Source organism: Streptomyces sp. NPDC005805 (genome assembly GCF_040630445.1).
GTDB lineage: Bacteria > Actinomycetota > Actinomycetes > Streptomycetales > Streptomycetaceae > Streptomyces.
The window spans coordinates 24,809-48,728 of record NZ_JBEXXN010000038.1; the positions used below are offsets into that span (position 1 = coordinate 24,809).

A 23,920-nucleotide genomic window follows, 5' to 3' on the forward strand; every position below is an offset into this window, starting at 1 on the left:
AGCCCCCGGCCGGACCTGCGTCCGGACCCGAGCCCCCGGCCGGACCTGCGTCCGGACCCGAGCCCCCGGCCGGACCTGCGTCCGGACCCGAGCCCCCGGCCGGACCTGCGTCCGGACCCGAGCCCCGGGCCGGACCAGCGTCCGAGCCCGGACCGGGGGCCGGACCGGGGGCCGGACTCGGGTCCGTTCCGGGACCTGGAGCCGGATCTGTGTCCGAGCCCGTCCCCGACTCCGTTCCGGGCCCCGGCCCCCGGCCCGACGCGCCCCTCGATGCAGACACCGACGCCAACGCGTACGCCGACGCGGCGAGACGGACCGAATCCTCGGCCCGGTCCGGGGCGCGCTCCGGCGCCCGGTCCCCGTGCCCCGGCGCCAGCGCGCGCCCGAGCAGCGCCAGCGCCCGGCCCGCCGCGTCCGCCGCGAGGAACTCCAGCGCCGCCGCGTCCACACCCGGCCCCGGATCGGTCTCCGCGTCCAGCGACGGCGGCGGACCCGGCGCCTCGGGCAGCGGCGGCACCGGAGGCAGCGCGGGCAGGATCTCCGCCGCGGCGAACGCCTCGTCGGCGCGCACCCCCTCCACCGCCGGTACCTCCGGCTCGTCCGGCGCCGCCGCCCGCGAGGCGCTGCGCACCTGGAGTTCGTCCAGCAGCCGGCGCTCCCCGCGTCCGCGCATCAGCAGCAGCACGAACGGGTCCCGGTCCAGCAGCCGCGCCAACTGGTAGCAGAGCGCGGCCGTGTGCGGGCAGTGGTCCCACGCCTCGCAGGTGCACTCGGGCTCCAGATCGCCGATCCCCGGGAGCAGGTCCACCCCGGCCGCCGCGGCGTCCTCCACCAGATGCGGCGGCATCTCCCGGTCGAGGAGCGCGGCGATGTGCTCCCCGCGTTCCACCGCCGCGGACAGGAAGCGGTCCCACTCCTCGTCGCCGAGCCGCTGCAGCAGCACATCGCTGCGGTACGCCGTGCCGTCCCGGTCCCGCACCACCGCCGTGATCCGCCCGGGGCGCACGCTCACCGCCCCGACCGCGCCCTCCCGGGCCTGCCGCCGGCCCCGGCGCAACTGCTCCCCGTCCAGGGCGGTGTCCTCCAGCGCGCCCAGCCACGCCCGGCCCCACCAGGTCGTCGCGAACGCCCGCCCCCGGGCGGGAGGCAGCGCCTCGAAGGTCCTCACCAGGTCCGCGTCCGTGTCCCCGCCCCCGGCCGCGTGCTCGTGCTCGTCGTGTGCGCCGCTCATCGTCCGCTCCCTCGCAGCTCGACCAGTTCAGCCAGTTCGGCGTCGGTCAGTTCGGTCAGCGCGCCCTCGCCCGAGCCGAGGACACTGTCGGCCAGGTCCCGCTTGCGCTCCAGCAGCCGGGCGATCCGGTCCTCGATGGTGCCCTCGGCGATCAGCCGGTGGACCTGCACCGGGCGGGTCTGCCCGATGCGGTGCGCCCGGTCGGTGGCCTGCGCCTCGACGGCCGGGTTCCACCAGCGGTCGTAGTGCACGACATGCTCCGCCCGCGTCAGGTTGAGGCCCGTGCCCGCAGCCTTCAGCGACAGCAGGAACACCGGCACCTCCCCCTCCTGGAACCGGCTCACCATGGCCTCGCGTTCGGCGACCGGGGTGCCGCCGTGCAGGAACTGGGTGCGCACGCCCCGCGCCGCGAGATGCCGCTCCAGCAGCCGCGCCATCGCCACGTACTGGGTGAACACCAGCACCCCCGTGCCCTCGGCGAGGATCGTGTCCAGCAGCTCGTCGAGGAGTTCCAGCTTCCCCGAACGGTCCGCAAGCCGCGGGTCCTCCTCCTTCAGGTACTGCGCCGGGTGGTTGCAGATCTGCTTGAGCGCGGTCAGCAGCGCCACGACCAGCCCGCGCCGCTCCATCCCGTCCGCCGCGGCGACCGCCGCCAGGTTCTCGCGCACCACCGCCTCGTACAGCGCGGTCTGCTCCCGCGTCAGGGACACCGGATGGTCGGTCTCCGTCTTCGGCGGCAGCTCCGGCGCGATACCGGGGTCGGACTTGTGGCGGCGCAGCAGGAACGGCCGGACGAGGGCCGCCAGCCGGGCCGCGGCGGCGGGGTCGGCACCGCCCTCGACCGCCTCCGCGTACCGGCGGCGGAAGGTGCCGAGCCGGCCCAGCAGACCCGGCGTGGTCCAGTCGAGGAGGGCCCACAGCTCGGAGAGGTTGTTCTCCACGGGCGTGCCGCTCAGCGCCACGCGCGCCTTGGAGCGGATGGTGCGCAGCTGCCGCGCGGTGGCCGCGTACGGGTTCTTGACGTGCTGGGCCTCGTCGGCGACGACCAGCCCCCAGCCCGCGTCCGCGAGGCGCGCCGTGTCCAGGCGCATCGTGCCGTACGTGGTCAGCACGACCTCGCCGTCGGCGAGGTCGTCCAGGGAACGGGCCGGGCCGTGGAAACGGCGGACCGGGGTGCCGGGGGCGAAACGTTCGATCTCCCGCTGCCAGTTGCCCATCAGGGAGGTCGGGCAGACCACGAGGGTGGGCCCGGCCGAGGCCGGGTCGGTCTGCCGGTGCAGATGGAGGGCGATGACGGTGATCGTCTTGCCCAGGCCCATGTCGTCCGCGAGGCAGGCGCCCAGCCCGAGGGAGGTCATCCGGTGCAGCCAGTCGAGGCCGCGGAGCTGGTAGTCGCGCAGGGGCGCGGCGAGCGCGGCGGGCTGGGCGATCTCGGGCCGGCCGCCCTCCGGGTCGGCGAGCCGGGCCCGCAGGGTCTCCAGCCACCCGGCGGCCGTGACCTCGACGCGCCGCCCGTCGACCTCGGCCGTGCCGGTGAGGACGGCCCCGAGGGCGTCCACCGGCGTCATGGTCCGGTCCTTGCCGTCCCGGGCGCGGCGGGCCTCCTCGGGGTCGATGAGCACCCAGGAGTCGCGCAGCCGCACGAGCGGCCGGCCGGCCTCGGCCAGACGGTCCAGCTCGGCCCGGCTGACCTCCTGGTCGCCGAGGGCGAAGCGCCAGTCGAAGGACAACAGGGCGTCCGCGGACAGGAATCCGGGCGGGCCCCCGCCGGTGGCCTCCGGGCCGTGGCCGTGCGTCCGGTGTGCTCCGGACCCGTCGGCTCCGGTGCCGGCCGGGTCCGCCGCGCCGATGACCGCGCGGGCCGTGAGCCGGCGGGCGAGCCGCCGGGGCCAGTGGACCTGGACACCGGCGGCGGCGAGGGCGCGCGTGGCCTCGCCGAGCAGCTCGGTGACCTCCTCGTCGGCGAGCTCGACCGCGTCCGGCACCGCCGTGTGCAGCAGCGGGGTGAGCGGCGGCCAGGCGCGGGCGGCCCGGCGCAGCGCGAGCAGGGCGTCGAACCGGACACGCGGGCCGAAGGCCGCCGCGGCCGCGCCCGTTCCTGCCCAGATGTCGGCCGCGTCCGCGACCAGCCCCGGGTCGGCCACGCCGTGCACCTGGACGACCGCGCGGAAGGAGGCGCCCGTGCCGTCCTCGCCCGCGGTGGCCAGACCGGGCACCTCGATACGCAGGGAGAGGCGGACGCCCGCGTCGTGCCCGGCCGCGATGTCCGCCGCCCAGGCGGCGAGGCCCGGGAGCCGCTGGGGTTCCCGGGCCGCGAACGCGGGACCTCCGGCGGCGTCCGGGGCGGCGGGGGTACGGGGCAGGGTGTCGGCCACCGCGTCGGTGAACTGCCGCAGCAGACGCTCGGGTTCGGGCAGCAGAAGCGATCCCGCCCCGGGGCCGAGGGCGGGATCGGCGGGGAGGGGCACCGCGTGGGCCGAGGGCGGCATCGACGCGGCGAGGGTGCGCAGCCGGTCCAGATCGGCGGGCGTCAGGGGACCCATGCGCCAGGCGTCGTGGCCGGACGGGCTGAGCCCCGGGAGCAGCAGCCCCCGCGCTGCCAGGTGCAGGGCGAACACGGTGGCGGCGCCCCAGAAGGCGGCCGAGGGTGAGGCGTCCTCGCGGACCCGGGCGCGGGTCAGCACGGGCAGGGCGTCGGGGAGGTCCAGGACCACCGCGGTGCGCTCCTCGGCGCGGACGCCGCCACCGGCGACCGGGACGACGGCCGTGACGGTGCCCGTGCCGGGGCGGGCGGTGCCCTCGTCGGCCGGCGGCGGCAGGAACGCGACCCGGCCGGTGCGGGCCGGGTCACCGGGCAGGAAGACGGCGGGGTGACGGGCCAGGTCGGTATCGAGGGGCGGGGGCGAGGAAGGGGGAGGTGTGGGGGTCGCGGAGGGCCTGGGCACAGGAATGGCGTATTCCTCAAGTTTGACTACTGGGCGCGGGAGCCGCCGATGGTACCTCAGCGGCGACCGGTCCGCACCGCTTTTCGGGACGGCTACGGGTGGACCCGTGGACGGGGGTGTCGCAGGCACTACCCCGGGAGGCGGGCGGACCCCCGGACCGGCCCGGGTGGTGCCGCCATGGTCCCCGCGGGCCCCCGATCCGTACGTTTTCTCAGGTCACGGCACAGCTGACGCGCAGGACCCGATGCCGCCCGCCGTGGCCGACGGGTCCGCGCCCACCCCGTGCCCATCCGACGGACCGGAGACCGCCATGCCCCAGCCCGCCGCCCCGCCCGCCGACCGCGTACCCGATGCGCCACCCGCGCCCCGCCCGCCCGTTCCGTCCCCCGCGTCCGTTGGGGCCGCGCCGACCGCCCCGGCCGCGAGCGAGTTCGCCCCGCTGCTGCGCGCCGTCCGGGGGCAGGGGCTGCTGGACCGCCGGGTCGGCTGGTACGCACGCGGCATCGGCGTCAACCTCCTCGCCCTGGCGGCGGTGGTCACCGGTGTCGCCCTGGCGGGCGGCTCCTGGTGGGTGCTGCTCCTCGCCCCGCCGCTCGCGCTGCTCTCCGCCCGCGCCGCCTTCTTCGGCCACGACGCGGGGCACGCGCAGATCACCGGGAACCGCCGCGCGGGGCGGATCGTCCAGCTCGTCCACGCCGACCTGCTGCTCGGGATGAGCCGGGCCTGGTGGAACGACAAGCACAACCGCCACCACGCCAACCCCAACCACGTCGACAAGGACCCCGACGTCGCCGCCGACGTCCTTGTCTTCACCCAGCGGCAGGCCGTGGGGCGGACGGGGCCGCGCGGGTGGCTGACCCGGCACCAGGCGTGGCTGTTCTTCCCCCTGACCACGCTCGAAGGCATCGCCCTCAAGGTCTACGGCTTCCGTGCGGTCTTCACCGGCGGCACCGGCCGGCGCCGGGACCGGGAGCGCCTGGTGGAGGCGGTGCTGCTGACCGCCCATGTCGCCGGATACACGGCCCTGCTGTTCGCCTCGATGCCCCCGGTCCGCGCCCTGCTCTTCGCACTGCTGCACCAGATGGTCCTCGGACTGCACCTCGGCATGGCCTTCGCCCCGAACCACAAGGGCATGGAGATGCCGGACGAGGAGCACGGCAGGGACTGGGGGCACCTGCGCCGCCAGGTCCTCACCTCACGCAACATCCGCGGCGGCCCGGTCACCGACTGGCTCCTCGGCGGACTCAACTACCAGATCGAGCACCACCTCTTCCCCAGCATGCCCCGCCCCCATCTGCGGCTGGCCCGGCCCCTGGTCCGCGCCCACTGCCGGGACCTGGGCCTGCCGTACACGGAGACCGGGCTCCTCGACTCGTACCGGCAGGCCCTGGGCCACCTGCACGAGGTCGGGGAACCCCTGCGCGACTCCGGCGCGGTACGGGGAACCGTCTGAGATGCGGGCGCGTTCTACGGTCAGGAGCGGCAGCCGCCGCGAAGGAGGCGACGACATGTCGACACGTACGAAGATCGTCATCGGGGGAGTGGCCGTCGGTCTGCTCCTGTGGCCGCTGATCGGGTTCTGGTTCTCGCTGCTGATCGTGCTGGGTGTGCCGACGGCCGCGTATCTGATGCTCGACCCCAGTCAGCGGCGCAGGCTGCGCCGGGTCTCGTCCCGCCGTGAGATAGGGCGCTGAGGGGAGCGCCGAGCGGGCCGAGCCGGGCCTGCCGGGGGCAGGCTCGTCAGGCCGGGTGGACGGCGACCTTCTCCAGCACCTCCAGCAGGGACTCCAGCTCCGGGCCGCGCGGCACGGGGATGACCTCGCAGGGCTCGGTGTCCAGGAGGAGATAGGCGATGTCGTCGGTCCGGGCGACCATCGACCAGCCGGGGCCGTCGGCGCGGATCGTGCGCGCACCGCCGGGAGCGAAGGCGGAACGGACGCGGCCGGGCGGGGGAGCCTGCTCGCCGTACGCGCGCGCCTCGCGCAGGGCGCGGCGCACCTCCGCGTCGAGTCGCGGTTCGGCGGGTGGGTCGGACTCGGTGGGCGGTTCCGGGTCGGCGGCCGTGGCCGGTTCCGGGTCGGCGTGGGCCTCGGCGGCCGTGCCGGAGTCGCTTGCGGCGGCCGTGGCCGGTTCGGCGTCCGCCCCGGCGTCGGCAGCCGCCTCCGCGCCGGGGGCCTCGACCGTCTCCGCGCCGGACGCCTCCGTGCCCTCGGCGCCCTCCCCGGGCCGCGGCTCGCCCGGGTCCGCGTCCTCGGGGGATGTCTCCGCGCGCCACTGCGCCCACTGGAGGGCCACCTCGTCCGCCCCGAGCCTGCGCTGGGCCGACCCCCAGGAGTCCACGTCCGGCGGGGCGAGCGGTGCCCGGCCGGCGTCCTGGGGGTCGGGGTCATGGGGCGCGGGGACGCCGGGGGCGGCGACGGCGAGTTCCACCGGCCAGCCGGGGAGCGCGCTGACCATCGAGCGCTCGTCCGGCGACAGGTCGTACTCCATGCCGCAGTCCCAGGAGGCGATGGCCACGGCGACGAGCGACACATCGTCGACGACCACCGTCCACCGGGCTCCGGCCGCGTCCTGCCCCAGCACCAGCCCGTACCCCTCGGCGTACGGTTCCAGGTCCAGGGCGGCGCACGCCTGCGGGTAGTCGTCGCCGAGCACGCCGGGGAACTGCGCGGGCGTGAGCAGCACAGCGGTCAGTACGTACAGCGCGTCGTCGTCCACGACCTCATCCGCCCCGGCCACGGCTGCCTCCCGGTCCCATCGTTCGTCGGCGCACCTTAACCAGTGGGTAACCCGCGCGTCGAGGGTCGGGCAGAGGCGCGTCCGGGACGGGGCGGGCAGCCGGATGGGCGGCCGGTGCGCGTCAGACCGGTCGGGACGCCTCCGCTCCCGGCAGGCCCAGAAGACCGCGGGCGACCGCCTCGACGGGCTGGTCGCGCTCCCGGGCGAGCGCGATCACCGCGCGGCAGGCGAGTTCGTTGATCCCGAAGACGAGCGCGTCCGGCGCCACCCAGCCGGTGGCCTCGTCGGCGCGGTCCTGGTCGTCCTCGACGCTCGCCGTGACATAGGTCGCGGCCGCCTCGAAGACGTTGTGCCGGGGGCCGGAGCGCCCCGGGGGCCCGACGGGCACGGGCGGGTGCGGGGCGAGCAGCGTGCGGAGCCGGTCGAGGAGCTTGCGGAGGGCGAACACGCGGACCACCTTCTCCGGGCGAGGGTGCGGCACCTGCCGCCGGTACCTCAAGTCTTCCACCGGCGTGCCGAGTTCGAACAGCCGCTCCCCGGCCGCTCACCCACCGTCCGCCCGCCGCTCCCGGCCGGCCCGCGGCGAGCGGACGGGAACGGCCCCCCGTGCGCGCGGGTCAGCCGGCATACCGCAGCCGGCGCGCCCGCCGACTGCCAACGGCCCCCCGTGCGCGCGGGTCAGCCGCCGACCCGCTCGGCCAGGGCGAGGAAGCGGTCGTCCCGGTCGGTGTAGGAGGTCAGCAGCCAGCCCGAACGGGACAGCAGCGGACGGAGGTTGGGCTCCGCCCGCAGGTCGTCCTCGCCGAGTTCGCGGCCATGGCGGGCGGCGAGCGCGGCCCGCCCGATGGGGTGGAACAGCGCGAGCACCCCGCCGGGCCGCACCACCCGCGCCAGCTCGCGCAGATCCCTGGCCGGTTCGGGGAGATGGGCGATCAGGCCGGCCGCGAACACCGCGTCCAGCGCGGCGTCCCGCACGGGGAGCCGGGCCACGTCGCCGAGGAGCAGCGCCCCCCGTGCCTCGCGCCCCTTCTCCCGGGCCTGGTCCAGCATGGCGGGCGTCAGATCGATGCCGAGGACCGCGCCGGTGGGGCCGACGGCGGAGCGCAGGGGCGCGAGCGCCCTGCCGGTGCCGCAGCCCGCGTCCAGCACGCGGTCGCCCGGGCGCAGCCCCAGGGCCGCGGCAGCCGCGGCGTAGGTGGGGCCGTCGTCCGGGAACTTCGCGTCCCAGCCGGCCGCCCGGGACCCGAAGAACTCCTGCACGCGGGTGCGGTCGTCGGTGCTGTGGTCGCCGTGGCCGTCACCGCTGTGGTCGTCGCTCATGAACCCATCATGCGGCCCGGAGGCGACCGTTCCGTGCACAGATGTGCCCGGAGTGATCGTTCTGGAGCGTCGGATTGTCAGCTTCCATCAGCTTTCGGACTGTCGCCCGCGCGGACGGCAGTCCGCGGGCTAGCGTCCCTGAGCCACGGGACCACACGGGACCACACGGCCGCGCAACCCCCCACGCGCCGGATCGTTTCGACGTACTCCGATCCGCACCCGGAACGAGGAGGCCATGCGCCCATCACACGCCGTCCCCGGAGGAGGGACACCGCTTCCGCCGCCCCCTCCGGCGCCGGCGGGCACCGGGCGGCGCGCCCACGCCGGGGCGCCCGCGGTCGAGCACACCGGCCAGACGCCCGTACCCGGCCCGGCCGCAGCCACGGCCGCGCGCCCCGCCACGGCCCCGGCCGCGATGCCGGGCACCCCGCCGACCGGGGTGCCGACCCCCTCCCGTCCGGCCCCGCGGCCGCCGGACCCGGTCGGCGGCCGGTGGTACGACCCCGACCCCGGCCCCCTCGTCCGCCCGTACGCGATGATCGGCGGCCGGACGGGCCGGGGGACGGACGGGGCCCGCCTCGATCTGACCGCGCTCATCGCCGCGGCCCCGGACACTCCCGCCCCCGCCGCGGACTCCCTCCTCGGCCCCGAGCACCGCACCCTGCTCGACCTGTGCCGCCGGGGGACGCAGTCGGTCGCCGACCTGGCGGCGGACGCGGATCTGCCGGTCACCGCGGTCCGGGTCCTCGTCGGCGACCTGCTCGCCGCCGGACTGGTGCGCGTCGCACCGGCCCCCTCGGTGGAACTCCTCTCGGACGAAAGGATTCTGCGTGAGCTCATCGACGGTCTGCGCGCGCTCTGAGGGCTCACCGCCCGCCGCCCGCCGACACCTCCCGCAGCCACTCCGCCCGGGTCACCGCGTACTCGACGTCACCCTGTTCGGACCCCTCGATGCGCTCCGGCCACTCCTCGAAGAAGGTGCGGACCCAGCGCAGGCCGGTCTTCTCCAGCACACGGCGGGAACGGGTGTTGACCGTCATGGTGGTGGCCACCACCCGCTCCACCCCCAGGGTCGTGAAGCCCAGGCGGAGCAGCGCACGCGCGCCCTCCGTGGCGAGTCCGCGCCCCCAGGCGGCCCGGCCGAGCCGATAGCCCAGCTCGACCTCGGCCCAGCTCTCCCCGTCGACCGGACGGAACTCGAACCAGCCGAGGTAGCCGCCCGAGACGCGTTCCTCCGCCGCCCAGTAGCCCGGATACCCCGGTCCGGACGGGGCCGCACCGAGGGGATGGCGGCGGAGCAGCCGCGGCATCGTCTCGCGCACCACCTCCTCCCGGGCCACCGGGTGTCCGCCGTTGAGATAGCGCATGACCTCGGGGTCGCTGTCCACGGCGAGGACGCTCTCGGCGTCGGCGGCGTCGAAGGGCCGCAGCGTGAGGCGTTCGGTCTCCAGAACGGTGTGCACGGCCCGATCATCGGCCGCCGCCCGCCCCGCCGCGAGCGAATATCCGCCCGCACCCGTACTCCCTTTCCCGCCCGCCCCTCCTGGAAGAAGTGAGCCATGGCCTTCGCGTACAACGACGGGAGCGGTGCGGACGACTCCGCGCTCGCCCTGAAGATCCTGGTCGCCGGCGGTCCGGGCGCCGGCAAGACGACGCTGGTCGGGGCGGTGAGCGAGATCCGCCCGCTGCGGACCGAGGAACTCGTCAGCGAACCGGGCACCGGCCCCGCCCCCCTCGGCGAAGCGGGAGCGGCCGCCACCACCGGGGACGGCGTCCCGCGCGCCACGACCGTGGCCATGGACTTCGGCCGGATCACCGTCCGTTCCGGCCTCGGTCTCTACCTCTTCGGCACCCCGGGCCAGGAGCGCTTCTGGTTCGTGTGGGACGAACTCGCGCACGGGGCGCTCGGCGCGGTGGTCCTCGCGGACACCCAGCGGCTCAGCGACTGCTTCCCGGCCGTCGACTACTTCGAGCACCGCCGCATCCCGTTCGTCGTCGCCGTCAACTGCTTCCCCGGCGCACGGTCGTTCGGCGCGCACGAGGTGTCCCGGGCGCTCGACCTCGAACGGGGCACCCCGGTCCTCCTCTGCGACGCACGCGACCGCGACTCGGGCAAGGAGGTGCTGGTGCGCCTCGTTGAGTACGCGGGCCGTATGCACGCCGCCCGCCTGCTGGAGTCCGTCGGCTAGACCGGGTCCCATGCCGCGAGTGGGCCCTTGCCCGGGGCAGCACCTTGCCGTGCGCCGCCGCGTGCGAAAGGCTGGCGGCCGGACGCGAGGCCACGGGGAACGTACGACGGAGGGGGACGGCGACGATGGCGCTGGACAAGGGACTCGACTGGCTGCTGGACGATCTGACCAAGCGGGTCGACCACATCACACACGCGCTGGTGCTCTCCAACGACGGGCTGGTCACCGGCGCGAGCACCGGCCTGGCCCGGGAGGACGCCGAGCACCTGGCGGCCGTCTCCTCCGGACTGCACTCGCTCGCCCGCGGGTCCGGCCGCCACTTCCGCGCCGGGCGCGCCCGGCAGACGATGGTCGAGTTCGACGAGGCCATGCTCTTCGTGACCGCGGCGGGCGAGGGCAGCTGTCTGTGCGTGCTGAGCGCCGGTGACGCGGACGTCGGACAGATCGCCTACGAGATGACCCTGATGGTCAACCGCGTCGGCGAACACCTCGGCGTCGCCGCCCGCCAGCCGGACCCGCACACCGGCTGAGCCGGGACGCGCACCGGCTGAGCCGGGACGACGCCTTCCGGCGGGACCGATCGGGCATCTGAAGCTCCCCTGTGGGGCCGCTTAAGAAATCCTCGATGGACGCGACGCTCCGAGCTGGGCAGATTGGAGCCCGTCCACTGGGCGGAGCCGTATTTTCGGTATCCGGTCAGTCCCGTCACATGCCTGGAGCCGCACCATGAAGGCACTTGTCAAGCAGCACGCCGAGCCCGGGCTGTGGCTCATGGACGTGCCGGAGCCCGAGACCGGCCCCGGCGATGTGCTGATCAAGGTGCTGCGCACCGGCATCTGCGGGACCGACCTGCACATCCGCTCCTGGGACGGCTGGGCGCAGCAGGCCGTCAGCACGCCCCGCATCCTCGGGCACGAGTTCGTGGGCGAGGTCGCCTCGGTCGGCGCCGATGTCGCGGACATCGCGGTCGGCGACATCGTCAGCGGTGAGGGCCACCTCGTCTGCGGCAAGTGCCGCAACTGCCTGGCCGGCCGCCGCCACCTCTGCCGCAGCACCATCGGCCTGGGTGTCGGACGGGACGGGGCCTTCGCCGAGTACGTCGCCCTGCCCGCCTCCAACGTCTGGGTGCACCGCACCCAGGTGGACCTGGACGTCGCCGCCATCTTCGACCCCTTCGGCAACGCCGTGCACACCGCGCTGTCCTTCCCGCTCGTCGGCGAGGACGTGCTGATCACCGGCGCGGGCCCGATCGGCATCATGGCCGCCGCCGTCGCCCGGCACGCCGGCGCGCGCAACGTGGTCATCACCGATGTGAGCGAGCCCCGCCTGGAACTGGCCCGCAAGGCCGGGGCCACCCTCGCGGTCAACGTCGCCGAGACCGACATCGCCGCCGCGCAGCGGCAGCTCGGCCTGAAGGAGGGCTTCGACATCGGCCTGGAGATGTCCGGCCGCCCCGAGGCCGTGCGGGACATGGTGGACAACATGACCCACGGCGGCCGGATCGCCATGCTCGGCCTGCCCGCCGAGGACTTCGCCGTCGACTGGTCGAAGATCGTCACCTCGATGATCACCATCAAGGGCATCTACGGCCGCGAGATGTTCGAGACCTGGTACGCGATGACGGTCCTGCTGGAGGGCGGCCTCGACCTCAGCCCCGTCATCACCGGCAGCTACGGCTTCCGGGACTTCGACGCCGCGTTCGACGAGGCGTCCAGCGCCCGCAGCGGAAAGATCGTCCTGGACTGGACGGCCTGACCCGGCCCGCGCCCCCGCCGCCGGCCCGCCCCCGCTGCCCCGCCACCCCGCATCGCCGCCGCCCGCCCGCGGCATCCGCCTCAAGGAGACTCCATGTACGCGTCCGTCCGCGACGAGCTGCGCGCCACCATCGACGAGATCCGCTCCGCCGGCCTCTACAAGCCGGAACGCGTGATCGGCACCCCGCAGAGCGCCTCCGTCGCCGTGACCGCCGGCGGCGCCCCCGGGGACGTCCTCAACTTCTGCGCCAACAACTACCTCGGACTCGCCGACCACCCCGAGGTCGTGGCCGCCGCCAAGGACGCCCTGGACCGCTGGGGCTACGGCATGGCCTCCGTCCGCTTCATCTGCGGCACCCAGGAGATCCACAAGGAGCTGGAGCAGCGTCTCTCCGCGTTCCTCGGCCAGGAGGACACGATCCTCTACTCCTCCTGCTTCGACGCCAACGGCGGTGTCTTCGAGACCCTGCTCGGCCCGGAGGACGCCGTCATCTCCGACGCCCTCAACCACGCCTCCATCATCGACGGCATCCGCCTCTCCAAGGCCCGCCGCCACCGGTACGCCAACCGCGACCTCGCCGACCTGGAGCAGCGGCTCAAGGAGACCCAGGACGCCCGCCGCCGTCTGATCGTCACCGACGGCGTGTTCTCCATGGACGGCTATGTCGCCCCGCTCGCCGAGATCTGCGACCTCGCCGACCGCTACGACGCCATGGTCATGGTCGACGACTCGCACGCCGTCGGCTTCGTCGGCCCCGGCGGCCGGGGCACCCCGGAACTGCACGGCGTGATGGACCGCGTCGACATCATCACCGGCACCCTCGGCAAGGCGCTGGGCGGCGCGTCCGGCGGCTATGTCGCCGCCCGCGCGGAGATCGTCGAGCTGCTGCGCCAGCGCTCCCGCCCCTACCTGTTCTCCAACTCCCTCGCCCCCGTCATCGCCGCCGCCTCCCTCAAGGTCCTCGACCTGCTGGAGTCCGCGGGCGACCTGCGCGAGAAGCTCGCCGCCAACACCAAGCTGTTCCGTGAGCGGATGACGGAGGCGGGCTTCGAGATCCTGCCCGGGGACCACGCCATCGCCCCCGTGATGATCGGCGACGCGGCCGAGGCCGGCCGGATGGCCGAACTCCTGCTGGAGCGGGGCGTGTACGTGATCGGCTTCTCCTACCCGGTCGTCCCGATGGGCCAGGCGCGCATCCGCGTGCAGCTCTCGGCGGCGCACTCGACCGAGGACGTGGAGCGGGCCGTGGCCGCGTTCACGGACGCGCGCGCCGCGCTCCAGGGCTGAACCCGGCCGGAACGCTCACCTCGGGCGGGGCGACCACCCCGGGCGGGACGACCACCCCGGCCGGGGCCGGACACGGGCCGCCGGGGTCCGGCACCGGGGGCGCCCGCCGGGGCTGACACAATGGCCGAGTGATCGACCCCCGCCGGCTGCGCATCCTGCGGGCCGTGGCGGACCACCGTACGGTGACCGCCGCGGCCGCCGCGCTGTACCTCACCCCCTCGGCGGTCTCCCAGCAGCTCAACGCCCTGGAGCAGGAGACCGGCCACACCCTGCTGATCCGCGGCGGCAAGGGCGTCACCCTGACCGCCGCCGGGGAGATCCTGCTCGCCCACGCGCACTCCGTCCTCGCCCAGCTCGAACGGGCCGAGGCGGAGCTCGCCGCCTACGCCCAGGGCTCGTCCGGCACGGTCACGGTGGCCGCGTTCGCCACCGGGATCGCCGAGGTGGTGGCCCCGGCGATAGCGGACCTGGCCAGGGAGCGGCCCGGGATCGCCGTCCGCGTCCGGGACGCCGAGGGCGACGAGAGCCTGCCCCTCGTCCTGGACGGGGAGGCCGATCTCGCGGTCGCCGTCGAGTACCGGGGCGCCCCCGGCGCCGACGACCGGCGCCTCGCCCGCGTCCCCCTCTACGCGGAGCCCTTCGACGCCGTGCTGCGGGCCGACCATCCGCTCGCCGCCGAGGAACGGGTGGAGCTGGCGCAGTTCGCCGGGAGCGACTGGATCGGCCCCTACCCCGGCAACCCCTGCCACGACATGGTGCTCCTCGCCTGCGAACTCGCCGGCTTCCAGCCCCGGCTGGTGCACCTCTCCGACGACTTCCGGGCCGTCGCGGTCCTCGCGGGGGCGGGCGCCGGGGTCGCCCTCGTGCCCCGCTCGGCGCTGCGGGGCATGGACCTGCGCGACGCCGTGGTCCGCCCGGTGACCGGACCGGCCGCCACCCGGCGGGTCTTCGCCGCCGTACGGCGGGGCGCGGAGGACCACCCGCTGACCCGCCCCGTCCTCGACGCCCTCGCCCGTGCGGCCGCCGGGCTCTCCACGGACTGAACCACCGGACCGGGACCGGCCCGCCGCCCGGGACGGCTCGCCGGGACTCGTCCGCGCGGGACCGGCCCGCCGCCCGGGACGGGCGCAGGACCGGTCAGGCGCCCGCGTCCTGCGCCGTCTCCAGCGCGCGCTTCAGGTTGTCCAGCGTGGTGCGGATGTTGCGGCGCTGGAAGTCGGCGAAGGTGTGTCCCCGGGTCGCCGCCCTGTCGAAGGCGTTCGCGAGCGCGTCCGGCCAGCGCCGGTCGTCCGTCCAGGTCTCCGTGACCAGGGTTCCGCCGCCGTCGGCCGGTTCGAAGCGGTACTCCCAGGTGGCGATCCGCCCCGGCAGCACGGGCCTTCGGCCGCCGATCGCCCGCACCCGGAAGGCGAACCGCTCACCGGGGTCGGCCGCCGTCACCGTGCAGCGCGTCGTCCAGCTCAGCCGCCCCCGCCGGTTCCGTCCGTCGAAGACGGTGCCCACGCCCACCGGGCCCGGTCCCGCCGACCCGTCGCGCACGACCGCCCCGCGGTTCTCCGGGCTCCAGCGCCCCATCCGCGTCGGGTCGCCGACCTGTGCGTAGACCGCCGAGGGGGACGCGTCGATCACGACGCTGTCCGAGACGGTGAGAATCCGTGGCATCCGTACGACTCCGATCGTGGGGGCCGCCCGACGCTACCGTGCGCGCGTCCGGTTCCCCGCGCCGGGGTGCCGGGCGCGGAGAGCCGCAGGTGCAGGCGGGCCCGCCCTCCCCGAAGGGCGGGCCCGCCGGTCCGGCCGGCCGGGCGTCAGCCGCCGCGCGTCCGCGCCCGGCGGCGCGTCAGCGGTTCACCGTCCACTTCTGGTTGGCGGTGCCGGCGCACGTCCACAACTGGAGGCGGGTGCCGTTGGCGGAGCTGTTGCCGGTGGCGTCCAGGCACTTGTCGGCCTGCGGATTGACGATGTCGCGCGCGCCGGTGACCACCCACCGCTGGGCCGCGGTGCCGTTGCAGTCCCAGAGCTGGACGGGCGTGCCGTTGGCGGTGCCCCCGGAGGCGGCGTCCAGGCACTTGCCCAGCGCCCGGATCGTCCCGTCGCCGCCCACCGTCCAGCGCTGCGCCGCGTTGCCGTTGCAGTCGGTGATCTGGATCGGTGTCCCGTTGGCCGCGTTGGCGCCGGCCACGTCCACGCACTTGCCGCCGATGCCGGTGATGGTGCCGCTCGTCGAGGGGCTGTCCCCGGTGGTGACGCGGACGTGGTCCACGACCAGCTGCTGCGGGAAGACGGTGCTGCCGTCCGGGTCGCCGGGCCAGTAGCCGCCCACGGCCAGGTTGAGGATCAGGAAGAACGGCTTGTCGAACACCCACTGCCGGCCGCCGAGGTCGGCGGGCGTGCGCCGCTGGTAGACCTGGCCGTCCACCGACCAGGTCACCTCGTTCGGGGACCAGTCGACGGCGAAGGTGTGGAAGTTGTCGGCGAACTTCTGCCCGCCGGGCAGCGTGTACCCGGCGCCGATCCCGCCGGCCCCCGAGTACCCGGGCCCGTGCAGGGTGCCGTGCACGGTCGACGGTTCGAAGCCGACGTTCTCCATGACGTCGATCTCGCCCGAGGCCGGCCAGCCGACCTGCCCGATGTCGTTGCCGAGCATCCAGAACGCGGGCCACATGCCCTGCCCGCGCGGGACCTTGAGGCGTGCCTCGACGTGCCCGTAGGTGGTGGTGAAGCGACCCGCGGTGTTGAGCCGGGCGGAGGTGTACTCGCAACGCCCGTACCAGCACTGGTAGTTGCCCGGGTTCTCCCGGCGGGCGGTGATGACCAGGTTGCCCTGTCCGTCGAGGGCGGCGTTGCGGTTGCCGGCCGTGTAGTACTGCCGCTCGTGGTTGTTGACGTTGTCGCCGGTCTCGGTCTGCCACTTGGAGCCGTCGACGGCGCTGCCCGCCGGGCCGTTGAAGTCGTCGGAGAAGGTGACGGCTGCGGCCCCGGCGGCGGGGGCGGGTGGCGGGGCCGCGCCGGCCGGGGTGCCGCCGGTGACACCGGTGGCCGTCGCGGCGAGCGCCAGCGCCGCCGCCGTCACGGCGAGTCTGCGCCGCAGGGAACGGCGCGGGGAGCGCCGGGCGGGGGGTGGGGAGGGGTGCGGGGAGTCCATGACTCTCCCTTCCGGGACATGAGGGAGGAAGGGGTGCGGGTCGGTCGGGCTGTCATGCATATGACATTCGAAGGCTCGGGGTGCGCGGAGTGGTGGGGGCGCGCGCCGGGGAAGGTGGGGGGTGCTCAGGTCACTACGTGATTTAAGAAGTGAACCCATGGGCTGTCAAGGGCTTGGTACGGACCTGCTCTTCCGCCAACTTCTGACGCCGGGGGACGGGCCCGGGGCCGGGCGGCACCACACCGCCCGGCCCCGGAGGCCGGTCCTCCGGCGGGCCTCAGACCACGGCCCCGTCGCCCGTCCGCCCGCGCCGGCCCGCCGCTCCGGTGCCCGCCGCGTTCCCGGAGCCCTTCGCCGGACGGGACCGTTCCGGACGCCCGTCCGTGAACCGGTCCTGGAGCAGTACCGTCACCGGCATCGCCGTGAACACCGTGGACGCCATGCCCAGCACCACGCCCGCCAGCAGCGCCACCGAGAAGTCGGCCAGCGAGTCACCGCCCAGGAAGGCCAGCGCCAGCAGGACGAACAGCGCCCCCATCCCGGTGTTCACGGTGCGCGGCAGCGTCTGCGCCACCGCCCGGTCCGCGAGCGCGGCCCAGCTCAACGAGGTGCCCGTGCGCCGCAGTTCACGCAGCCGGTCCAGGACCACCACCGTGTCGTTGACGGAGTAGCCGACCACGGTCAGCAGCGCGGCCAGGAACACGCTGTCCACCGGCTTGCCGAGCCACGCGAACAGGCCCACGACCAGCAGGACGTCCTGCACCATCGCCACCACCGCCGACGCGGCGAAGGTCCACCGGAACCGCAGGCTCAGATAGAGGAGCTGGGCCGCGACGGCGACCCCGAGGGCGATCAGCGCATGGGTGCGCAGCTCGTTGCCGAGGCTCGGCCCGACGAGGTCGTCCCGCTCGGCACTCACCTCGCCGCCGTCCGCCGCCAGCGCCTCCCGGATGCGCTGCTGGTCCTCGTCGCCCGTCTCCTTGGTCCGCACGGAGACGCTTCCGTCGTCCGTCGTCTGGACCACGGCCTGCGGGAAGCCGGCGTCGACCACGGCCGCGCGGGCCGTGTCCGCGTCGAGCGGGCGCTCGGTCGCGTACTGCACCACGCGGCCCCCGGTGAACTCGACGCCGAAGTCCAGCCCGCGCACCCCGATCCCGGCGAAGGCGACCAGGAGCAGGCCCGCGCAGACGGCCGGCCAGCGCCGCCGGTGCCGCATCAGCCGGGGCGGCCGGCGGGTCAGCCGGGCCCGCAGCCGGCCGGTGCCCGCGATCCCCGTCACCCCGGGCCGGCGGGCCACCGCCTTCCGGCTCACCGCCCACTCGGCCAGCAGCCTGGTGATCACCATGGCCGACACCATCGACGCGACCACACCGATGGCGAGGGTCACCCCGAAACCCTTCACCGGCCCGGTCGCGAAGGCGAACAGCAGCCCCGCCGCGATCAGGGTGGTGATGTTGGAGTCCGCCACCGCGCTCCACGCCCGCGAGAACCCGGTCCGCAGCGACCGGCGCAGATCCCGCACCGGCGCACGTGTCCGGGTGCCGGGCTTGGTGTACTCCTCCCGCGCCCGCTCGAAGACGAGGACGTTGGCGTCCACGGCGATCCCGATGGCGAGCACGAACCCGGCGAGCCCCGGCAGGGTGAGGGTGGCGCCGAGGGCGACCACGGCCGCGTAGGAGATCAGCCCGTACAGCGCGAGGGCGACGGTGGCGAGGAACCCGAGGAGCCGGTACACCGCGATGATGAACACCCCGGTGCAGAGCAGCCCGATGACGGCGGCCAGCGCGCTCGCCCGGATCGCCTCGGCGCCCAGCGTCGGCCCCACGGTGCTCTGCTCGACGGCCGTCACCGGCACGGGCAGCGCACCACCCTTGACCAGGGCGGCCAGTTCCCGCGCCTCCTCGGTGGTGAAGTCGCCGGTGATCTGGGCCGAGCCACCCGTGATCCCCGCGCCGCACGGCACCCCGCTCTGCATACCGGGCGCGGAGACGATCCGGTCGTCCAGCACGATCGCCACCCGGCGGGCCGGATCGCCCGGGGCCGCGCAGGCCGCCTTCCCGGTCACCTCGGCCCAGCGGTCGCCGCCCTTGCCGCGGAAGGACAGATCGATCCGCCAGCCGCCGCCGGTCTGCGTGTCCAGGACGGCAGCCGCGTCGTCCACCCCCTCCCCGGTGAGGGCGGGCGGGCCGAGCCGGAGGAAGGCGCCGGGCGCGTCGGGGTCGGGCAGCACCCGCGCGCCGCCCGGCTCTTCGCCGCCACCCGGCTCCGACGCGGCCCCGGTGACCGGGTGGAAGGTGAGCTGCGCGGTGCGGCCGATGACCTCGGCGGCCTCACGGGGGTCCTGGACCCCGGGCAGTTCGACGACGATCCGGCGCTCCCCGGACCGGGCGAGCGAGGGCTCGGCGACGCCCAGTCCGTCGACCCGGCGGCGCAGCACCTCCAGCGCCCGGTCGGTGGCCGCCGCGTCGGCGCGGACGGTGGGCGAGTCCCGGGCCTCCAGGACGATACGGGTGCCGCCGCGCAGATCGAGTCCGAGGCGGGCGGGGGTGGTCAGGGCGACGTAGAGGGAGACGCCGACGACGGCGAGCGCGAGCAGCGCACGCCACCAGGTGGCACGGCGACTCGGTCCCCGTGACGTGGGCGGTTGGGGCTTGGGTGACATGGACGGACTCCACAAGGGGACCCCGGCGGGGCGCGCGTGGTCGCGCACCCGGCGGCCGGAGCGGGCGGACACAGGACGGGGGCGCCGGACCGCCGCCGAAGCGGCGCGGCGCGCGGGAAGGGCCGCGCCCGCCCCCGGGACGAGGTCCCGGGCGTGCGGTACGCGGTCGCGTCAGCCGTGTCGTGTGGAGGGAGGTCCCCGGGGATGCCCGGGGCCGTGCGAGGCGTGCGGCGGGGCGCGTTCGCCGGAGCCGTCCGCGCAGAGGGTGCCGCGCAGCGGCGGGGGAGCGGTGTACGCGGCGCCGGCGAGCGCCGGGGGAGCCGCGGGCAGCCGCACGGAGTGCTCGGCGGGTGCGGTCCGCTGCACGGCGGCGTCGGAGCCGCCCCGCTCGGGCAGGCGCGCCTGCGGGGCCCCCGGGGAGCCGCGACCGGGCAGTGACGCGGCCGGACTCTGCGCGGGCGCGGAGGCGGCGGGCAGGGCGGCGGCCGGGGGAGCGCCGGCGACGGCCGGGGCGGTGCCGAGCAGGACGATCAGAAGCGACCAGAGGCCGAGGAGTACGGACGGCAGACGGCCGGCCCCGGCGGTGCGCCGCGCCCAGCGGTTCATCCGCGCCGCCCCCTTCCCGCCCCTGTCGGCCGGACGCCCGGTTCACGGCCCGGCGCCCAATGACGAACCCTCAGGGTAGGCCACCCCCGGCGCCCGCCGGCCCCGGGTCCGGCAGAGGGGCGGCGCCCGGGCCGGAGCCGGCAGAGGGATGCCCCGGCCGGGAAGGGGGAGCCCGGCCGGGGCGGCGAGGGACGCGCGGGGAGCGCGGGGAGTCAGCTCTTCTTCGGGCACTCCTTCCAGGCCAGGTGGTAGACGGTGCTGATGTCACCGTCCGTCGAGTCCATGGTCATGTAGCTGGTGGTCGAGGGGTGCGAGGTGCCCGCGTTGACGCGGATCTCCGTGTTGATGTTGAAGTTCCGCTGCACACCGCAGGGCGCCCACACCAGCTGGGCCCAGTCGGTGTCGTCGGTGGCCTGCCAGTTGTCCTCGTACGGCCCGCGGAACGTATGGGTCCGGGATTCGGTGTTCGGGGAGCCCTGGAAGTAGTACGAGGCCTTCTCGGTGCTGGACGCGCCGCGCTGGAGGGAGGCGTAGCCGCGGTAGTCCGCGCTCGCGATGGCGTAGGTGAACCCGCCGGGGACGTGTACGAGCAGGCTGAGCTGGCAGTTCTTGCGGGCGGCCGTGGGCGGCGCGCCGCCGCCGACCTGGGCGAGGTAGTCGCTGTAGGTCACCGTGAAGGCGGTGTTGTCCTCGGAGACCGCCACGGCCGCGGTGCCCAGGGGGCACCCGGAGCCGTTCACCGTGGCGATGTCGATGACGATCCGGTCGGGCGGGGGGTCGGGGATCGTCGGACCCGCCTGAGCCGGCAGGGCCGAGACGAACAGAGCGGCGACCGCTCCGCCCGCCAGTAACGGGGCTCTCATGCTTCTCCCATTCCATTGCCTCGGGTGCCCGGGGCGGAGGTCGCCCCGGGCCGGGGGGTGCGGCCGCCCCAGGGGTGCGGGGGCGGCCGTCACGGACCGCGTGGCACGGGTCGCGGGGGACCGGTGCACGGGCTCGAACGGGTGATGCGCCCGGACACGGTGGCGCTGTCGATGGTTGAATGGTCAGGAACATGACACTCAATGCGCCGGGCCCTCCCGTCGGAGTGGACCGGGAGTGCTCGAATGCTAGGAATCGGCGGCCCCGGCGCACCAGGGTGCGACCCGGCCAAATGACGGGGCCCCGGGCGCCCGGACTTTGGCGGAGATCGGTCGTTGCGGCCGCTGCACGCGGTCGGGCCGCCCCGCCGCTCGTGCGCCGCCGGCCCCGGCGGGGAGGGGCGGCCCGACCGGCGCGTCGCCGCTCAGACCAGCAGGCGCAGCGCCGTCGCGGAGAGACCGAAGCGCACCGTCTGCCCCCAGATCACCTCCAGCGCGTCGCTCTCCATCCCGTCGCCGAACACCACCAACCGGTCGCTCTCCACGGTGACCCGCAGGCGCTCGTCGCCCGCGAGCGAGCCCGCCACCCGCGTGGTCCCGGTCGTGGGCGACGGCCACGCCTCGCGCACGAACCGGACCAGCCGGCGCTCGGCGGGGCCGGGCAGCGCCGGAGCACCGCCGCGTTCCCGCCACAGCGAGCGCAGCCAGCCCGTGGCGCCCGTCCCCGTCCCGACCAGGACCCCGGAGGACGCCTGGGCCTCGTCCGCGCCCTCGGTCCCGCCGGTGCCGTGCCCCCGTCCGGGTTCCGGTCCCGGTGCGCGGCCCGCGCCGCGCCGCCGTCCGGGCCGATGCGGTAGCGCGCCGACTGGTGGCCCGGCCTGCCGAGGTAGATCTCGTTGAGGGCCACCAGCCGCTGGGTGTCGTCCGTGACCGCCTCCACCATCGCCAGGTCCTCGGTCCGGGCGCCGGAGGCGACCGCCGTCAGCAGCCGGGCCGTGTCGCGCACCCGGTGCCGCACCAGCACCCCCGGATTCCGGCCGGGTTCCGGATCGCTGCCCACGACCGGCTGCCCGGTGAGGTCCCCTTTCCGGCCGCCCCCGCGGATAGGCTGAGCCCGATGTTCACCCCACAGGGACCGACGTTCGGAGAACTCGCCGTCCAGGCGCTCTCCTCCACCCGGCGCGGCTACGACCTCCTCGCGCCCAAGTTCGACGCCACCCCGTTCCGGACACCGGACGTGGTCCTCGACCCGGTGACCGAGGCGCTGCGCCCCTACGGCCCGTTCGCCCGGGGCCTGGACGTCTGCTGCGGCACGGGGGCGGGGGTCCGGGTCCTCGGCGAACTGTGCGAGGAACGCGTGACCGGCGTCGACTTCAGTGCCGGGATGCTCGCCCGGGCCCGGGAGCGGGCCGCCGCGACCCCGGACGGAACCGGTCCCGCCGGCGCGCGCCCCGCGCCCCGCCTGGACTGGGTGCAGGCGGACGCGCGCGCCCTGCCGTTCCGGGAGGCGTTCGACCTCGCCGTGAGCTTCGGCGCGTTCGGGCACTTCCTGCCCGCCGAACGCCCCGCTCTCTTCGCCCAGGTGCACGCCGCGCTGCGCCCCGGCGGCCGGTTCGCCTTCCCGGTCCTGGCCCCGCCCGGCCCCGGGAGCCGGCTCTACTGGACGCTGCTCGGCTTCGATGCCGCGATGCGTGTACGGAACGTGCTCTGGCGGCCGAAGTTCATCATGTACTACCGGACCTTCCCGCTCTCCGGGGTCCTCGCCGACCTGGAGCGCACGGGCTTCACCGTCGATCTCGCGCCCCTGCCCGGTCTCGGCGGCCTGCCGGACGGCTCCCCGCGCGCCCGCCTCCTCCTCGCGCGGCGCGGCTGACTCCGACGCGGCCGGCTCCGGCGCGGACGCGGCCCGGGGTGGTCGCGGGCCCGGCCGGGGCGGTCTGACAGGATCGCGGCCGGGGCCGACGATCACGGGGGCGAGGCACGGATGAGCGACACGGGGAACGCGGACGCGGGGACCACCGGCGCGGGCGGTGCCGACCAGGGCGGTGCCGGGACGAGCGGTGCCGGGACGGGCGGTGCCGCCAACGCCGACGAGGGCGACACCGCAGCGGGTGGCACCGGGGCGGCCGGCCCCCGCACGGCCGAGGCGCCCGACGCCACCGCCCCCTACGCCACCGCCCCCGACTCCCTTGCCCCGGCGGCCCGTTCGGCCGCCCCGCGCCCGCGTGGCCGCGTCACCGCCGTCTGCGCCGTCCTCCTCGCGCTCCTGCTCGCCGGCCACGGCCTCGTCCCCAACGCGGGCCCCCGGCTGGGCAGTCTGCTGGAGACCTTCCTGCCCTGGCTCGGCCTCGCCGTCCCCGTCCTGCTCCTCGGCGCCCTGCTGCGCCGCAGCGCCCTCGCCGCGGCCGCCACCGCCCTGCCCGTCGCCGTCTGGCTCGTCCTGTTCGGGCCACTGCTCCTGCCCGCGGACGAGGGGAAGCCGGACCTGGTCGCCGTGCAGCACAACGTCAGCGATGTGAACGCCGACCCGGCCGCCACCGCACGCGCCCTCGCCGCCGCCGGCCCCCAGCTCATCGCCCTGGAGGAGGTGACCCCACCGGCCCTGCCCGCCTACCACCGGACGCTCGCCCCCGACTACCCGCACCACGCCGTGGTCGGCACCGTCGGGCTCTGGTCGGTGCACCCGCTGACGGAGGTGCGGCCCGTCGACATCCGGCCGTCCGGCATCGGGCCGGGCTGGAACCGGGGGATGCGCGCCACCCTCCGGGCACCCGGCGGCGACATCGCCGTCTATGTCGCCCATCTGCCCTCGCTGCGCCTCGGCCCCGGCGGTATGAGCTCCGGCCCCCGGGACGAGAGCGCGAGGCTGCTCGGCGCGGCACTCGCCGAGGAGAGGGCCGGGACGGTGATCCTGCTCGGCGACCTCAACGGCACCCTGGACGACCGGGGGCTCGACCCGCTCACCTCACGTCTCGGCGTCGACGGCCCCGGCATGGCGTTCAGCTGGCCCGCGTCCTTCCCGGTCGCGCGGATCGACCAGATCCTGGCCCGGGGCGCGACCGTCACCTCCGTCCGCACGCTGCCCCGCACCGGCAGTGACCATCTGCCGGTCGTCGCGGACATCCGCCGCTGAGCCCCCGGCGCTCCGGCGGGCGGGCGCCCGCTCCCGCCCGTACACCGC

Annotated in this window: 21 protein-coding genes and 1 pseudogene; 10 read left to right on the forward strand and 12 right to left on the reverse strand. The window is 75.6% G+C overall.

Features of this window, described 5'->3' with window-relative positions:
* Positions 1-1,231, reverse strand: a 1,231-nt coding sequence (locus tag ABZ457_RS20810; RefSeq protein ID WP_359159260.1) for a hypothetical protein, incomplete at its 3' end; no start/stop codon positions are given.
* Positions 1,228-4,176 carry a DEAD/DEAH box helicase gene (locus ABZ457_RS20815; protein WP_359159262.1) on the reverse strand — a complete coding sequence of 983 codons (2,949 nt, stop codon included), beginning with the start codon at positions 4,174-4,176 and terminating at the stop codon, positions 1,228-1,230. The genes ABZ457_RS20815 and ABZ457_RS20810, both read right to left, overlap by 4 nt.
* A 310-nt stretch (positions 4,177-4,486) precedes the next feature.
* Here ABZ457_RS20815 and ABZ457_RS20820 point away from each other — a divergent pair, with 310 nt between their 5' ends.
* On the forward strand, positions 4,487-5,629 hold the full coding sequence (locus tag ABZ457_RS20820) for an acyl-CoA desaturase (protein WP_359159264.1): 1,143 nt from the start codon (positions 4,487-4,489) through the stop codon (positions 5,627-5,629).
* Positions 5,630-5,684: 55 nt separating this feature from the next.
* Positions 5,685-5,870, forward strand: a complete 186-nt coding sequence (locus tag ABZ457_RS20825; protein WP_018849263.1) for a hypothetical protein — start codon at positions 5,685-5,687, stop codon at positions 5,868-5,870.
* Between the two features lie 46 nt (positions 5,871-5,916).
* Here the strand turns inward: ABZ457_RS20825 and ABZ457_RS20830 are convergent, their stop codons facing one another.
* The 3 genes from ABZ457_RS20830 to ABZ457_RS20840 all read right to left on the reverse strand — a co-directional run bounded on the left by ABZ457_RS20830 (position 5,917) and on the right by ABZ457_RS20840 (position 8,235).
* Positions 5,917-6,915: a hypothetical protein gene (locus ABZ457_RS20830; protein ID WP_359159266.1), complete on the reverse strand. Its 999-nt coding sequence runs from the start codon at positions 6,913-6,915 to the stop codon at positions 5,917-5,919.
* A 121-nt stretch (positions 6,916-7,036) separates the two neighbouring features.
* Positions 7,037-7,324, reverse strand: coding sequence for a hypothetical protein (locus tag ABZ457_RS20835; protein ID WP_359159316.1), 288 nt, complete (start codon positions 7,322-7,324; stop codon positions 7,037-7,039).
* A 269-nt stretch (positions 7,325-7,593) separates the two neighbouring features.
* A complete protein-coding gene (locus ABZ457_RS20840) occupies positions 7,594-8,235 on the reverse strand; it encodes a methyltransferase domain-containing protein (RefSeq protein WP_359159268.1) in 642 nt (213 codons plus the stop codon).
* Positions 8,236-8,650: 415 nt separating this feature from the next.
* On the opposite strand from ABZ457_RS20840, the gene ABZ457_RS20845 reads away from it, so the two are divergent.
* Complete coding sequence (locus ABZ457_RS20845; protein WP_359159318.1) at positions 8,651-9,097, forward strand: DUF742 domain-containing protein; 447 nt, start codon at positions 8,651-8,653, stop codon at positions 9,095-9,097.
* Between the two features lie 4 nt (positions 9,098-9,101).
* On the opposite strand, the gene ABZ457_RS20850 is transcribed toward ABZ457_RS20845, so the two are convergent.
* Entirely contained in the window at positions 9,102-9,698 is a 597-nt protein-coding gene (locus ABZ457_RS20850) for a GNAT family N-acetyltransferase (RefSeq protein ID WP_359159270.1), read from the reverse strand.
* A gap of 96 nt (positions 9,699-9,794) precedes the next feature.
* Between ABZ457_RS20850 and ABZ457_RS20855 the strand changes: the two genes are divergently transcribed.
* The 5 genes from ABZ457_RS20855 (at position 9,795) to ABZ457_RS20875 (ending at position 14,509) form a co-directional block, all read left to right on the forward strand.
* The gene (locus ABZ457_RS20855; RefSeq protein WP_359159272.1) at positions 9,795-10,424 is read left to right on the forward strand and encodes an ATP/GTP-binding protein; all 630 of its coding nucleotides are present in this window, start codon (positions 9,795-9,797) and stop codon (positions 10,422-10,424) included.
* Positions 10,425-10,549: 125 nt separating this feature from the next.
* Positions 10,550-10,954, forward strand: a complete 405-nt coding sequence (locus ABZ457_RS20860) for a roadblock/LC7 domain-containing protein (protein ID WP_359159274.1) — start codon at positions 10,550-10,552, stop codon at positions 10,952-10,954.
* A gap of 196 nt (positions 10,955-11,150) precedes the next feature.
* Positions 11,151-12,179 carry an L-threonine 3-dehydrogenase gene (gene tdh, locus ABZ457_RS20865; RefSeq protein WP_359159276.1) on the forward strand — a complete coding sequence of 343 codons (1,029 nt, stop codon included), beginning with the start codon at positions 11,151-11,153 and terminating at the stop codon, positions 12,177-12,179.
* Between the two features lie 93 nt (positions 12,180-12,272).
* Positions 12,273-13,466: a glycine C-acetyltransferase gene (locus ABZ457_RS20870; protein WP_359159278.1), complete on the forward strand. Its 1,194-nt coding sequence runs from the start codon at positions 12,273-12,275 to the stop codon at positions 13,464-13,466.
* Between the two features lie 128 nt (positions 13,467-13,594).
* Complete coding sequence (locus ABZ457_RS20875) at positions 13,595-14,509, forward strand: LysR substrate-binding domain-containing protein (RefSeq protein ID WP_359159280.1); 915 nt, start codon at positions 13,595-13,597, stop codon at positions 14,507-14,509.
* 94 nt (positions 14,510-14,603) lie between these two features.
* Here ABZ457_RS20875 and ABZ457_RS20880 read toward each other — a convergent pair whose 3' ends face one another.
* From ABZ457_RS20880 to ABZ457_RS20905, 6 genes and pseudogenes are all read right to left on the reverse strand, one after another.
* Positions 14,604-15,128 carry an SRPBCC family protein gene (locus ABZ457_RS20880; protein ID WP_359159282.1) on the reverse strand — a complete coding sequence of 175 codons (525 nt, stop codon included), beginning with the start codon at positions 15,126-15,128 and terminating at the stop codon, positions 14,604-14,606.
* A gap of 178 nt (positions 15,129-15,306) precedes the next feature.
* Positions 15,307-16,611 carry a family 16 glycosylhydrolase gene (locus tag ABZ457_RS20885; protein ID WP_359159284.1) on the reverse strand — a complete coding sequence of 435 codons (1,305 nt, stop codon included), beginning with the start codon at positions 16,609-16,611 and terminating at the stop codon, positions 15,307-15,309.
* Positions 16,612-16,888: 277 nt separating this feature from the next.
* Positions 16,889-19,273, reverse strand: a complete 2,385-nt coding sequence (gene secD / locus ABZ457_RS20890) for a protein translocase subunit SecD (RefSeq protein ID WP_359159286.1) — start codon at positions 19,271-19,273, stop codon at positions 16,889-16,891.
* A gap of 171 nt (positions 19,274-19,444) precedes the next feature.
* On the reverse strand, positions 19,445-19,879 hold the full coding sequence (locus ABZ457_RS20895; protein WP_359159288.1) for a hypothetical protein: 435 nt from the start codon (positions 19,877-19,879) through the stop codon (positions 19,445-19,447).
* A gap of 212 nt (positions 19,880-20,091) precedes the next feature.
* Positions 20,092-20,742, reverse strand: coding sequence for a DUF4360 domain-containing protein (locus ABZ457_RS20900; protein WP_359159290.1), 651 nt, complete (start codon positions 20,740-20,742; stop codon positions 20,092-20,094).
* Positions 20,743-21,164: 422 nt separating this feature from the next.
* Positions 21,165-21,817 (reverse strand): annotated as a pseudogene (locus tag ABZ457_RS20905) (hypothetical protein); the annotation flags it as partial.
* A 39-nt stretch (positions 21,818-21,856) separates the two neighbouring features.
* Between ABZ457_RS20905 and ABZ457_RS20910 the strand changes: the two are divergent.
* A complete protein-coding gene (locus ABZ457_RS20910; protein ID WP_359159292.1) occupies positions 21,857-22,612 on the forward strand; it encodes a class I SAM-dependent methyltransferase in 756 nt (251 codons plus the stop codon).
* Between the two features lie 111 nt (positions 22,613-22,723).
* A complete protein-coding gene (locus ABZ457_RS20915) occupies positions 22,724-23,872 on the forward strand; it encodes an endonuclease/exonuclease/phosphatase family protein (RefSeq protein WP_359159294.1) in 1,149 nt (382 codons plus the stop codon).
* Positions 23,873-23,920 lie beyond the last annotated feature (48 nt).

Excerpts from the sequence above, each read along its gene's own strand:
- ABZ457_RS20910 (WP_359159292.1), top strand. The coding sequence starts at position 21,857 with ATGTTCACCCCACAGGGACCGACGTTCGGAGAACTCGCCGTCCAGGCG.
- tdh (WP_359159276.1), top strand. The coding sequence starts at position 11,151 with ATGAAGGCACTTGTCAAGCAGCACGCCGAGCCCGGGCTGTGGCTCATG.
- ABZ457_RS20915 (WP_359159294.1), top strand. The coding sequence starts at position 22,724 with ATGAGCGACACGGGGAACGCGGACGCGGGGACCACCGGCGCGGGCGGT.
- ABZ457_RS20880 (WP_359159282.1), bottom strand. The coding sequence starts at position 15,128 with ATGCCACGGATTCTCACCGTCTCGGACAGCGTCGTGATCGACGCGTCC.
- ABZ457_RS20885 (WP_359159284.1), bottom strand. The coding sequence starts at position 16,611 with ATGGACTCCCCGCACCCCTCCCCACCCCCCGCCCGGCGCTCCCCGCGC.
- ABZ457_RS20895 (WP_359159288.1), bottom strand. The coding sequence starts at position 19,879 with ATGAACCGCTGGGCGCGGCGCACCGCCGGGGCCGGCCGTCTGCCGTCC.
- ABZ457_RS20820 (WP_359159264.1), top strand. The coding sequence starts at position 4,487 with ATGCCCCAGCCCGCCGCCCCGCCCGCCGACCGCGTACCCGATGCGCCA.
- ABZ457_RS20870 (WP_359159278.1), top strand. The coding sequence starts at position 12,273 with ATGTACGCGTCCGTCCGCGACGAGCTGCGCGCCACCATCGACGAGATC.
- ABZ457_RS20845 (WP_359159318.1), top strand. The coding sequence starts at position 8,651 with ATGCCGGGCACCCCGCCGACCGGGGTGCCGACCCCCTCCCGTCCGGCC.
- secD (WP_359159286.1), bottom strand. The coding sequence starts at position 19,273 with ATGTCACCCAAGCCCCAACCGCCCACGTCACGGGGACCGAGTCGCCGT.
- ABZ457_RS20900 (WP_359159290.1), bottom strand. The coding sequence starts at position 20,742 with ATGAGAGCCCCGTTACTGGCGGGCGGAGCGGTCGCCGCTCTGTTCGTC.
- ABZ457_RS20860 (WP_359159274.1), top strand. The coding sequence starts at position 10,550 with ATGGCGCTGGACAAGGGACTCGACTGGCTGCTGGACGATCTGACCAAG.
- ABZ457_RS20825 (WP_018849263.1), top strand. The coding sequence starts at position 5,685 with ATGTCGACACGTACGAAGATCGTCATCGGGGGAGTGGCCGTCGGTCTG.
- ABZ457_RS20840 (WP_359159268.1), bottom strand. The coding sequence starts at position 8,235 with ATGAGCGACGACCACAGCGGTGACGGCCACGGCGACCACAGCACCGAC.
- ABZ457_RS20855 (WP_359159272.1), top strand. The coding sequence starts at position 9,795 with ATGGCCTTCGCGTACAACGACGGGAGCGGTGCGGACGACTCCGCGCTC.